Origin of the sequence: Streptomyces sp. NPDC001549 (assembly GCF_042894025.1) — a bacterium.
In the GTDB taxonomy this organism is placed as follows: Bacteria; Actinomycetota; Actinomycetes; order Streptomycetales; family Streptomycetaceae; genus Streptomyces; species Streptomyces kutzneri.
On the sequence record NZ_JBIAVJ010000003.1, the window covers coordinates 376,747 to 388,894 of the forward strand.

The window sequence follows — 12,148 nt, forward strand, 5'->3', positions numbered from 1 at the left end:
GCGCGCCGCCGGGACAGCGTATGGATCTGAAGCAGCTCACCACCTTTCACCGGGTCGCGACCCTGCTCAGCTTCACCCGGGCCGCGGCCGATCTGAAGTACGCGCAGTCCAGCGTCACCGCCCAGGTCAAAGGCCTGGAGGTGGCGCTGGGGGTGGAGCTCTTCGAGCGACTGCGGGGGCGGATCCGGCTGACTCCGGCCGGAGAGCGGCTCGTTCCGTACGCCGAACGGATCCTGTCCCTGGTCGACGAGGCCCGGGACCGGACCACCGGCCTGGGCGAGCCCTCGGGGGTGCTCACCATCGGCACGATGGAGAGCTTCACGTCCTACCGGATGCCGCCGGTGCTGGAGTACTTCCACCACCGCTACCCGCAGCTCCAGCTCGCCCTGCGGCCCAGCCTGTGCCGGGACACCTGCGAGGCGCTCCGGCAGGGCACCTTCGACCTGGGCTTCCTCATGGAGGCCGAGACCGACCACCCCGGGGTCAGGACCGAGATCCTCGGTTCCGAGCCGCTGGTCGCGGTCGCCGCCCCGGACCATGTCCTGGCGGGCGCCCGCAACGTCTCCACCAGCGATCTGCGCGCGGTGCCGATCCTGGCACCGGAGGCGGGCTGCTCGTACGGGGCGATGTTCGAGGCGGAGCTCAACGGCGGCGCCGAGCAGCCCGTACCGCTGCTGCAGTTCGGCAACATCGAGTCGATCAAGCGCGGGGTCTCGGCCGGTCTCGGCGTCAGTGTGCTGCCCGCGATGGCGGTGGCCGCCGAGATCGAGGCGCAGTCGCTGACCGTGCTGGACTGGAAGGCTCCGTTCGAGGTCTACACACAGATCGCGTGGCGGTACGGGCGCCACCTCACGCGTGAGATGCGGGTGTTCATCGACTGGATGGTCCGCTTCGCCGAGCAGGACCGGCAGCTCGTGGCCTGCTGAGGGCTGCTGCCCTCGTAGAGCCCCGCAGGCCCCACGGGCCCCACGGGCCCCACGGGCCCCACGGGCCCTCGCGGCCCCGCCGGCCCCGCCTTCGGGCGGGCCGGCGGGGCCGTGTTCACAGGGCACCCCGGGCCCGCAGTTCCTCCACTATCCGTACGGCGTCCAGTGCGCCGCCCACCCGGAGGTTGTCGGTGGCCAGCCACAGCCAGAAGCCCTCGGGGGCGGTGGCCGAGACCCGGATGCGTCCCACGTGGAGCTGGTCCGGGTCGCCCAGCGCCGCCGGGGTCGGGCCGCTGCGGTCGTGGACCACGACCTCGGGCAACGCTTCTAGCAGCGATACCAGTTCGGCGCGGTCCACCGCCGCACGGCACTGCACCCACACCGCCGCGCCGTGCCCGCTGACCATCGGGACGCGGACGCAGGTCGCCGTGACCTCGATGCCGGGCAGCCCCAGGACCTTACGGACCTCGTCGGCCACCTCCCGCTCCTGGAGGGTCGAGCCGTCCTCCAGGACGTCGCCGATGCCGGGCAGCACGTTGAAGGCCAGCGGGGGCGAGAACTGCGCCGAGGGCACGGTGGCCTGCGGGTCCTGCAGGACCGTACGCGAGCCGTCCTGGAGCTCCTCGATACCGCCGTGCCCGGCGCCCGAGGCGCCCTGGTACGTACTGACGACGATCCGGCGGATCCCCCAGCGGCGCTCCACGTCCCGCAGTACGCGGACCACGGGCACCGTGGCGGCGCCGGGCACCGCGATCACCCCGCCCGCCGGACGGCGGCCCAGCTCGGCCGCGTTGAGCTGCGGGACGACCAGGGGGGTGCCCGGGGTCATCCGGAAGGCGGGGGTGCTGTCGATGGCCAGGGCGCCGTGGGCCACGGCGACCGGGACCCACTCCCTGCTGACCTGTTCGCCGGCGCAGAACAGGGCCGCGTCCACCGTGCCGAACGCGAACCGGGAGAGCTCGGTGACGCGTTGGTCGCGGCCGTCGACGCGGATCGTACGGCCGGCCGAGCGGGCGGAGGCCACCAGGTGCAGGCGCCGGTACGGCAGAGCGCGGTCCTCGATGAGTTCGAGCAGGGTCCCGCCCACCGCGCCGGTCGCTCCGACGACGGCGATGCGGGGGGCGGCGGGGTCGTCGACCTGGGGCATGGGCTTCTCGGATCCGCGGTGGGCAGGGAACACGGACGGCCGGCGGCCGTGCGGGCCGTCGTTTCCGGGACATGACCCTGTTCGAGTACGCGCCGGAAGCTCGGCATGGGGCGGTGTGCGCGATCGGCGCCGCTCCGATGATCCGCGCATCCGGGGTGCCCGGGAAAGGGCGGGCCGACGGGTATCTCCGATGGCTCCCATCAATGGGAACGATCGGTCGCGGCGGCCCGGACGCCCGGGTGGGAGCGAGGCCGCCGACGGGCGCCGGGCGTTACCGCGAGCGCCATCGGAATGTCCGAACGGGGCCATCGGATCTCCCCGGACAGCGGGCGTTGACCTGCAAGTTGACGTGCCGAAGGCTGTGGCCGGTCCTGATCGACCGGGGAGATCGACCACCGGGGAACCCAGAGCGCCACGAGCACGGGCAGCCGGGCTTCCGGACCGGAACACGCGAAACGGGGAGTTCATGCAGCAGGCCGTGAAGGTCGTCGGAATCGGGGGGTCCTCCCGGCCTGGCTCCACCGCGGAGCTCGGGCTGCGGGTGGTGCTCGCGGAGGCCGCCCGGCTGGGCGCGCAGGTCAGTCTCGTCAGCGGCGCCGACCTCGTCATGCCGCTCTACGACCCGCGCGTGGCGGCCTGCCCGCCCCAGGCGCGCCGGCTCCTCGACGAGGTGGCCTCGGCGGACGGCGTGGTGCTGGCGAGCCCCGCGTACCACGGCACGGTGTCCGGGCTCCTGAAGAACGCCCTGGACTACACGGAGGAGCTCCGCGGCGACGCCCGGCCCTACCTCTCGGAGCGGGCCGTCGGCTGCCTGTCCGTCGGGATGGGCTGGCAGGGCGCGGTGACCACGCTCGCCGCGCTCCGGGACGTCGTGCACGCCCTGCGCGGCTGGACCACCCCGCTGGGGGTGGCGATCAACAGCGCGACGGCCGGCTTCGGTGCGGACGGCGGGTGCTCCGACCCGCACACCCAGCAGCAGTTGACGGCGATGGCCGGCCAGGTCGTCGAGTTCGCGGAGGCGCGCCGGGCCCACCGGGCGCTGCGTGCGGACGCGGTGCACGCCTGATGAGCGGCGCCGACGAAGGCCACTGTCCCGACGGCGGCACGGCCACGACGACACCGGCGCGGGTCCTCGGGACCGCCCCGGCCCCCACCACCTGGATCCGCTGCTTCCACCCGAAGCCGGCGGCCCGGTACACCCTCGTCTGCTTCCCGCACGCGGGCGGGTCGGCCAGTTACTACTTCGACCTGTCGGCGGCGCTCGACCCGGACATCGAGATGCTGGTCGTGCAGTACCCGGGACGCGAGAACCGGCTCTTCGAGGAGCCCGCGGGATCGGTGGCGGCGCTGGCGGACGGCGTGTCCGAGGCGCTGCGTACCCGGCTGCCGCGGCGCCCGGCCTTCTTCGGGCACAGCATGGGCGGGCTCATCGGCTTCGAGGTCGCCCGGCGGCTGGAGTCGGCCGGGGGCACCGCTCCCCACCTCCTCGTCGCTTCGGCCAGTTCGGCGCCCTCGGTGCGTACGGACCGGCTGACCGCCGGCCCGGGCGTGGCCGAGGCAGGGCCCGAGCCCGAGCCCGAGCCCGACGACGCCGTGCTGGCGCGCATCATGGGCCTCGGCGGCACGAGTGACGGAGTGCGCCAGGACCCGGAGCTGCTGCAGCTCGTGCTTCCCGCCATCCGCGGCGACCTGCGCGCCCTGGCGGAGTACCGGGTCGACGCGGGCGCCGTGGTCGGCTGCCCGGTCACCGTGTTCGTCGCCGACGGCGACCACGACGTGCCGCTCGCCGAGGCCGGCGCCTGGGGCGCCCACACGACGGCCGACGCCGACGTGCACGTCTTCGAGGGCGACCACTTCTACTTCAGCGGCAATCCGCCGAAATTCCTCGAACTGCTCCAGGACGCCGTGCGTCACTCTCACTCCGGGACACAACTCATATGACGGTCATGGGATTCGTGGAGGAGGAGCTCGCCCAGATGTGGGCCGAGATCCTCGACGCCACCGATGTGACGCTCGGCTCGCACTGGCAGGCACTCGGCGGGCGGCCGGAAGCGGTACGCACCCTCGCCGACCGGATCGACGAGGAGCTCGGCGCCCGCGTCGAGCCCGCTGGGCTGCTCGACGCGGGCACCCTGGAGGGCATGGCCCGCCTGGTGCGCGGTGCCATGGCGGCGAGGAAGGCGGGGTCGGGACCGGGGGCGGGAGCCGCGACGGCCGGACCGTCCGGCCCGCGGGCGGGGGCGCGGCCGGAGCGGCCCGCACTGTCCTTCGCCCAGCAGCGGCTCTGGTTCATGCAGCAGATCGACCCCGGCACCACGCTCTACAACGTGCCGACCGTGCTGCGGCTGCGCGGCGCCCTCGACCACGGCCGGCTCGGCCGGGCGCTGACCGCGCTCGTCGCCCGGCACGAGGTGCTGCGCACGACCTACCGGGCCTCGTCCGGGGTGCCCCACCAGGCCGTCGCCGCACCCGGGGAGTTCCCGCTCCCGTCCACCGACCTGACCGCCGCGCCGGAGCCCGCGGCCGAGGCGGCGCGCATCGCCGCCGAGGTGGGCGCGTACGTCTTCGACCTCGCCGCCGGCCTGCCGCTGCGGGCCCACCTGCTGCGGCTCGGCGCCGAGGACCACCACCTGGTGGTGACGTTCCATCACATCGCCATCGACGGCTGGTCCGTCGAGATCTTCTTCCGGGAGCTGGGGGAGCTGTACGGCGACCCGGGAGCGGGAGCGGGAGCGGGCGCGGGCGGCGAGCCCGCGCTGCAGTACGCCGACTACGCCGTCTGGCAGCGCGAGCGGCTCCAGGGCGACACCCTGGACGCCCTGACCGCCCACTGGCGGGCGGTGCTCGGCGACGACCCGCAGGCTCTCGCCGTGCCCACCGACCACCCCCGGCCCCGCCACCGGTCCTTCCGCGGCGCGGTCGTCACCCGCGACCTCGGCCCCGAACTCACCGCCCGCCTGCGGGAGTTCGGCCGGGCCGGGCGCGGAACGCTCAACATGACGCTGCTCGCCGGGTTCCAGGCGCTGCTCGCGGGCTGGTCCGGGACCGAGGACGTCACCGTGGGCATCCCGGTCGCCGGCCGCACCCGGCCCGAGCTCCAGGAGCTCCTCGGCTGCCTCATCAACATGGTTCCGGTCCGCGTCGGACTCGGCGGGGACCCGGCCTTCCGGGAGCTGCTCGCCCGCACCCGTACCGCGCTGCTCGACGCCTCCGCGCAGCAGGAACTGCCCTTCGACAAACTGGTCGAGGCCCTGGTCTCCCGGCGCAGCCGGGACTTCCTGCCGGTGTTCCGGGTGATGTTCAGCTTCCTCAAGGAGCAGTCGGACCCCGTCTTCGCCGGGCTGGAGCACTGCTCCCTCGACCTCACGGGCCCGCAGGACACCGCGAAGTACGACCTCAGCCTGTACGTGCAGGAGAGCGGTGCGGGGGTCGCGCTGACCCTCGAATACGACACCGACCTGTTCGGGCCCCAGACCCCGGCCGCGCTGCTGGCCGCCTACGAGCAGACGCTGCACGACGCAATCACCTTCCCGGACGGGCCCGTGCTGGATCTCCCAGCGGTCCGCTTCCGGGTGTCCGGCACCGAGAGGAACACCCACCGTGACCGCTGACCCACTGGCCGCCCCGGGACCGGGCACCATCGACGCCTGGTTCGCGCGGCAGGCGTCGGTGCGGGGCGACGCGATCGCCGTGACCGGCATCGACGGCCGGCTGACCTACCGCGAGCTCGACCGCTCCGCCAACCGCCTCGCCCACCACCTGCGCTCCCTCGGCGTCGGCCCCGAAGTGCCGGTCGCCGTCTGCACGGAGCGCACCACCGCCCTGGTGACGGCGCTGCTCGCGGTGCTCAAGGCGGGCGGCGCGTACGTGCCGCTCGACCCGGCGAGCCCGGACGAGCGGATCGCCTTCACGCTCGCCGACGCCGGCGCCGCCGTCCTGGTCACCGACCGGGACGGGCGGGGCCTGCCCGCCGCGCACACCGTCCTGACCGGCCCCGGCGGCACCGACCTGAGCGGCCACCCGGACACCGCGCCCGAGGACGCGGGCACCGGCCCGGCGAGCCTCGCGTACGTCATCTACACCAGCGGCTCGACCGGCACCCCCAAGGGCGTCATGATCGAGCACCGCAACGTGACGAGCCTGCTCACCGGCACCCGGGGCCACTTCGGCTTCGGCCCCGACGACGTCTGGTCCATGTTCGCCTCCGCCGCCTTCGACGTGTCGGTGTGGGAGATGTGGGGCGCGCTGCTGCACGGCGGGCGGCTCGTCGTCGTACCGGAGGAGACCCGGCGCTCGCCGCAGGAGTTCCACGCGCTGCTGCACCGCGAGCGGGTGACCGTCCTCAACCAGACCCCGGCCGCCTTCCGGCAGCTGGTGCGGTACGAGGAGGAGCAGCCGCCCGGCGCCGGACCGGCCGCCCTCGACGCCCTGCGCCTGGTCGTCTTCGCGGGCGAGGCGCTGCCGCCCGAGATGCTGCGGCCGTGGATCGCCCGGCACGGTGAGGACCGGCCCGAGCTCGTCAACATGTACGGGATCACCGAGACCACCGTGCACTCCACCTACCGCCGGATGACCTCGGCCGACCTCGACGCCGGGGCCGGCTCCATGATCGGCGGCGCCTTCGAGGGCTGGACGATGCAGGTCGCCCCCGTGAAGGGCGCGGACGGCACCCGGGCGGCCGACGGCGAGGCCGGCGAGCTGTTCGTCGGCGGCGCCGGGGTGGCCCGGGGCTACCTGGGCCGGCCCTCCCTGACCGCGGAGCGCTTCCTGCCCGACCCGGACGCGGCCGGGCCCGGCGCCCGCCGCTACCGCTCGGGCGACAGCGCCCGGCGGGGCGCGGACGGCGATCACGAGTACCTCGGCCGCCTCGACCACCAGGTCAAGGTGCGCGGTTACCGCATCGAGCTCGGCGAGATCGAGAACGCCCTGACCCGCCACCCGGACGTCCGGGACTGCGTGGTGATCGTCGACGAGGACTCGGTGGGCGAGCCGCGCCTGGTCGCGTACTGGGTGTCCGCGGGGGCGGAACCGGCCGACGGAACCACCGAGTTGCGCGAGCACCTGGGCCGCACCCTGCCCGCGTACATGCTGCCGAACGTCTTCGTCCCGCTGGAGCGCCTGCCGCTGACCCTGAACGGCAAGGTCGACCGGCGGGCCCTGCCCGCACCCGAGGCCGTACGCCCCGACCTGGGCGGCGACTTCGAGGCCGCCGGTACCCCGGTGGAGAAGGCCCTCGCGGAGATCTGGGCCGATGTGCTCTCGGTCGACCGCGTCGGCCTCGACGACGACTTCTTCGATCTCGGCGGGCACTCGATGCTCGCGACCCAGGTCGTGGCCCGTTCGAAGGAGCAGTTCGGCGTCGCCGTGACGCTGCGGATCTTCTTCGACCTGCCCACGGTCCGAGAACTCGCGGCGGCCCTGGAACAGCTGCTCGCCGCACAGTCCACCACCAACCCGCACGGGGAGAACGCATGACGTACGAAGCGGATCTGCCGCTGCCCGAGCAGTCCGTGGCCATCATCGGGATGAGCGGCCGCTTCCCCGGTGCCGGCGATGTCGACGCCCTGTGGCGCATGGTGGCGGCGGGCGAAGAGGGCCGCACCGACTACTCCGACGAGCAGCTCGCCGAGGCGGGCGTGCCCGAGCGGCTGCTCGCCGACCCGGCCTACGTGAAGTCGGGCTTCCCCGTCGAGGGGTTCGACCGGTTCGACGCCGAGTTCTTCGGCGTGACCCGCTCCGAGGCCGAACTGATGGACCCGCAGCACCGGTTGCTGCTGGAGACCGCCTGGCAGGCCCTGGAGCGGGCCGGCTACCCGGCGGGCTCCTTCGAGGGCCGCACCGGCGTCTTCGCCGGCACCTCGGGCAGCGGCTACCTGCGCGAGCGGATCGCCGACACCGGCGCCGACGGCCGGATCTCCGACGAGATCCAGGTCGCGATCGGCAACGACCCCGGCATGCTGGCGCTGCGCGTCTCCTACAAGCTCGGCCTGACCGGGCCCAGCTTCACCGTGCAGAGCGCCTGCTCCTCCTCGCTGGTCGGCGTGCACCTGGCCGTGCAGTCGCTGCTCAGCCTTGAGTCCGACCTGGCCCTCGCGGGCGGCGTCGCGGTGCGCGAGTTCGAGCCGCGCGGCTACCGGTACGAGGAGGGCGCGATCCTCTCGACGGACGGCCACTGCCGCCCCTTCGACGCGGACGCCTCCGGCACGGTCTCCGGCGACGGCGTCGCCCTGGTCGTCCTCAAGCGACTGGAGGACGCGGTCGCCGACGGCGACCACATCCACGCCGTGATCCGCGGCTCGGCCGTCAACAACGACGGTGCCGCCAAGATCGGCTTCACCGCGCCGTCCCCGCACGGCCAGGCCGAGGTCATCGCCGAGGCGCTGGCCGTCGCGGGCGTCGAGCCCCGCACCGTCCAGTACGTCGAGGCGCACGGCACCGCCACCCCGCTCGGCGACCCCATCGAGGTGCAGGCGCTCACCGAGGCGTTCGGTCCCGACGCGGCCGTCGGCTCCGTCCACCTGGGCTCGGTGAAGTCCAACATCGGCCACCTCGACGCGGCCGCAGGCGTGGCCGGACTGATCAAGGCCGCGCTCGCCCTGGAGCACCGTTTCATCCCGCCGACCGCGCACTTCCGCGCCCCCAACCCGCGGCTCGCCCTCGACAAGGGCCCGTTCGTGGTCACCGGCGAGGGCACCCCCTGGCCGCGGACGGCGACCCCGCCGCGCGCCGGGGTGAGCGCCTTCGGCATCGGCGGCACCAACGCGCACGTGGTCCTGGAGGCGGCCCCCGCCGTCGCCACCGAACCCGAAACGGACGGCGACTGGCAGGTCCTGCCCCTGTCGGCCCGTTCCCCCGAAGCCCTCGACGCCGCCGCGGAGCGCCTCGCGGACGCGCTCACCGGGAGCGGCGCGGCCCTCGCGGACGCCGCCCACACCCTGCAGTCGGGCCGCGCCGAACTCCCGTACCGCCGCGCCGTGGTGGCCGACAGCCTCGAAGGCGCCGCCGCCGCGCTGCGCCAGGACCGGCCCGCCGTGGCCGCCGCGGTCGCCGGGCAGGGCGAGGGGAAGCCCGAGGTGGTGTTCCTCTTCCCCGGCCAGGGTGCCCAGTACCCGGGCATGGGCGCGGACCTGTACCGCACCGAGCCCGTCTTCCGCGCGGCTCTCGACCGGTGCGCCGAGCTCCTGCTGCCCCGGCTCGGCTGGGACGTCCGGGACGTGGCGTTCGCCGCCGACGGCGAGGAGACCCGCGAGCGGCTGCGGCAGACCCTCTACACCCAGCCCACCGTCTTCTCCGTCGACTACGCCACCGCGCAGCTGCTGCTCTCCTGGGGCGTCGAGCCGTCCGCCATGACCGGCCACAGCCTGGGCGAGTACGTATCGGCCTGCCTGGCCGGGGTGTTCAGCCTGGAGGACATCCTGCGCGTGGTCGCCCGCCGCGCCCAGCTGATGCAGGACCTCGCGCCCGGCCGGATGCTGTCGGTGCTCCTCGACGAGGAGGCGCTCACCCGGGCGCTGGAGGGCCGCGCGACGATCGCCGCGGTCAACGCGCCCGGCTCCTGCGTGGTCGCCGGCACGCCCGAGGAGGTCGCAGAGGCCCGCCGGGTCCTGGAGGCCCAGGGCGCCTCCGTACGCGAGCTGGAGACCTCGCACGCCTTCCACACCGCGCTGGTCGAGTCCGCCCTGCCCGGCCTGGAGGAGGTGCTGCGCTCGGTCACGCTGAACGCGCCGAAGATCCCCTTCCTGTCCAACGTCACCGGTACCTGGATCACCGACGAGCAGGCCACCGACCCGGCGTACTGGGTCGCCCACACCCGCCGGCCCGTCCGGTTCTCCGACGGCATCGACGCCCTCGCCCAGCGCGGCCCCGCCGTGTTCGTCGAGGCCGGCCCCGGCAGCCAGCTCGGCGGGCTCGTCAGGACCCACCCGGAGCCGGGCCCCGTCGTCACCCTGCTGCGCAGGCCGCGCGCCGGCGCCGAGGCGCCCGCCGAGCACCGCGCGGTCCGCGAGGGCCTGGCCGAGCTGTGGCGCCACGGCGCCGGCGTCGACTGGAGCGCCCTGCACGAGGGCGGCGGGCGCCGCCGGGTGCCGCTGCCCCCCTACCCCTTCCAGGGCCGCAGCTTCCTGCTGCCCAAGCCGGCCAGGACCACCGGCGTCCGCACCGACAGCGCGCGCTGGACGTACGCGCCGGTCTGGCACCGCGCGCCGCTGGCCGCCGCCCCGGAGCCGGCCGGACCGGCCACCTGGCTGGTGCTGGCCGACGAGCGCGGACTGGCCGACGACCTGGCCGCCGCCCTGCGCGAGCGCGGCGACAGCGTCACCACCGTGCGCAAGGCGGCGGCCTACGCCCGCACCTCCGAGCGCGGCTTCGACGCCGACCCGGCGGACGCCGGGCACCTGGGCCGCGTCCTGGCGGAGCTGCGCCAGGACGGGTCGGTTCCGGACCGGATCGTGCACGCCTGGGCCGTCACCGGGCCGGACGGCTCGGCCCCGGCCACGGCCGCGGCCGCGGACCGCTACGCCGACGGCGTGGCCACCGGCTTCCACAGCCTCGTCGCGCTGGCCCAGGCCCTCGGCGAGAGCGGCACCGACACCCCGGTGCGCGTCGACGTCCTCACCGACCGGCTGCAGGACGCGCACGGCTCGGACGTGACCCGCCCCGAGCGGGCCGCCCTGTACGGGGCGGTCACCGTCCTGCCGCAGGAGTACACCTGGCTGACGTGCCGGAGCATCGACGTGCTGCCCCCGGCGGACACCGCCGCGCGGACGCGTCTGACCCGGCAGCTCACCGCCGAACTGGCCGGTCCCGGCACCGAGACCCTCGTCGCCTACCGGGGCACCCAGCGGCTGGGCCGCGCCTTCGCGCCGGTCGAGCCGGCGGCCGTACCCGTCGAGCGGGCCTGGCGGGCCGACGCCGGCTACCTGGTCACGGGCGTGTCCGGCGAGGCCGGGCTGAGCTTCGCCGAGGAGCTCGCCGCGGCGGGCGCCCGCCTGGTGCTCGTCGGGGACCCGCGGTTCCCGGCCGAGACCGAGTGGGCCGCGCTGCCCGCGGGGGCCGAGCGGGCCCGCGCCGAGCGGATCGCGGCGCTGCGCGCCGCCCGTCCCGGTGCCGTCACCTACCGGGCGGCCGACCTGGCCGACCCGGAGCAGGCCCGGGCGCTCGTCGAGGAGGCCCGCTCCGTGCTGGGCGCCGTCGACGGCGTCCTGCACTGCGCGGACGCCCGGGGCACCGGACTCGTCGCGCTCAAGTCGCGGGACGACTTCGAGGCCGTGCTGGGGGCGCGGGTGCGCTCCACGCTGCTGCTCGAAGAGCTGCTCGCCGACGACGAGCTGGACTTCTTCCTGTCGGGTTCGGCCACCACCGGCATCGTCGGCGGCTTCGGCCAGGCCGACAACTGCGCGGCCGCCGCCTTCCTGGACGCCTTCGCCGCCGCCGGTGCGGCCCAGGGGCGCAACACCGTCACCCTCGACTGGTCGCAGTGGGAGTGGGACGACTGGTTCGAGCTGCAGATGGCCGGACTGCCCGAGGTGCGCGAGCTGTACGAGCGGCTGCGCGTGAGCCAGGGCATCCCCGTCGCCGACGGCCTCGCGCTGGCCCGTGCCGCGCTCTTCGCCGGACTGCCCCAGCTGGTGGTGTCCCGGGCCGACTTCCAGGACGTCCTGGCCGACCAGCAGGGCATGACCGCGGCCTCCTTCACGAACGCGCTCGGCAGCGGCCGGGGCGAGGCCGGCGACTGGGACCCCGCCACGGTGTGGCCGGACGACGAACTGGCCCAGTCGGTCGCCCGGGTGTGGCAGGAGATGCTCGGTGCCTCCCCGATCGGCCCGGACGACGACTTCTACGACCTGGGCGGGAACTCGCTGTTCGCCATCCAGATCGTGGGCCGGCTGCGCCAGGCGCACGGTGACTTCCCGATGAGCGCCGTCTTCGAGGCGCCGACCGTACCGGGGCTCGCGGCGGCGATCCGCGCCCACCAGGCCGAGTCCATCGGTCTGGACGAGTTCGAGGCGATGCTGCGCGAGGTCGAAGCCCTCTCCGCCGCCGAGGCCGAGCACAAGCTGAAGGGTGACAGCTGACC

Annotated in this window: 7 protein-coding genes; 6 read left to right on the forward strand and 1 reads right to left on the reverse strand. The window is 74.8% G+C overall.

All coding sequences use genetic code 11. The features are described from left to right. Positions 1 to 20 precede the first annotated feature (20 nt). Positions 21 to 926 carry a LysR family transcriptional regulator gene (locus tag ACFY04_RS07210; protein WP_389114677.1) on the forward strand — a complete coding sequence of 302 codons (906 nt, stop codon included), beginning with the start codon at positions 21 to 23 and terminating at the stop codon, positions 924 to 926. A gap of 115 nt (positions 927 to 1,041) precedes the next feature. On the opposite strand, the gene ACFY04_RS07215 is transcribed toward ACFY04_RS07210, so the two are convergent. Further along, the gene (locus ACFY04_RS07215; protein WP_389114679.1) at positions 1,042 to 2,073 is read right to left on the reverse strand and encodes an aspartate-semialdehyde dehydrogenase; all 1,032 of its coding nucleotides are present in this window, start codon (positions 2,071 to 2,073) and stop codon (positions 1,042 to 1,044) included. A gap of 466 nt (positions 2,074 to 2,539) precedes the next feature. On the opposite strand from ACFY04_RS07215, the gene ACFY04_RS07220 reads away from it, so the two are divergent. The 5 genes from ACFY04_RS07220 to ACFY04_RS07240 are packed head-to-tail and all read left to right on the forward strand — an operon-like array spanning position 2,540 to position 12,146. Next, entirely contained in the window at positions 2,540 to 3,139 is a 600-nt protein-coding gene (locus tag ACFY04_RS07220) for an NADPH-dependent FMN reductase (protein ID WP_389114680.1), read from the forward strand. Next, positions 3,139 to 4,014 (forward strand): thioesterase II family protein, encoded by an 876-nt coding sequence (locus ACFY04_RS07225; protein ID WP_389114681.1) that lies wholly within the window; start codon positions 3,139 to 3,141, stop codon positions 4,012 to 4,014. Before ACFY04_RS07220 ends, ACFY04_RS07225 begins: the two co-directional genes overlap by 1 nt. A 5-nt stretch (positions 4,015 to 4,019) precedes the next feature. Next, positions 4,020 to 5,684 (forward strand): condensation domain-containing protein, encoded by a 1,665-nt coding sequence (locus ACFY04_RS07230; RefSeq protein ID WP_389114683.1) that lies wholly within the window; start codon positions 4,020 to 4,022, stop codon positions 5,682 to 5,684. Beyond that, positions 5,674 to 7,548, forward strand: coding sequence for an amino acid adenylation domain-containing protein (locus ACFY04_RS07235; RefSeq protein ID WP_389114685.1), 1,875 nt, complete (start codon positions 5,674 to 5,676; stop codon positions 7,546 to 7,548). Before ACFY04_RS07230 ends, ACFY04_RS07235 begins: the two co-directional genes overlap by 11 nt. Continuing rightward, positions 7,545 to 12,146: a beta-ketoacyl synthase N-terminal-like domain-containing protein gene (locus ACFY04_RS07240; protein WP_389114686.1), complete on the forward strand. Its 4,602-nt coding sequence runs from the start codon at positions 7,545 to 7,547 to the stop codon at positions 12,144 to 12,146. The genes ACFY04_RS07235 and ACFY04_RS07240 overlap by 4 nt, the downstream gene beginning before the upstream one ends. The last annotated feature ends 2 nt before the right edge of the window (positions 12,147 to 12,148 follow it).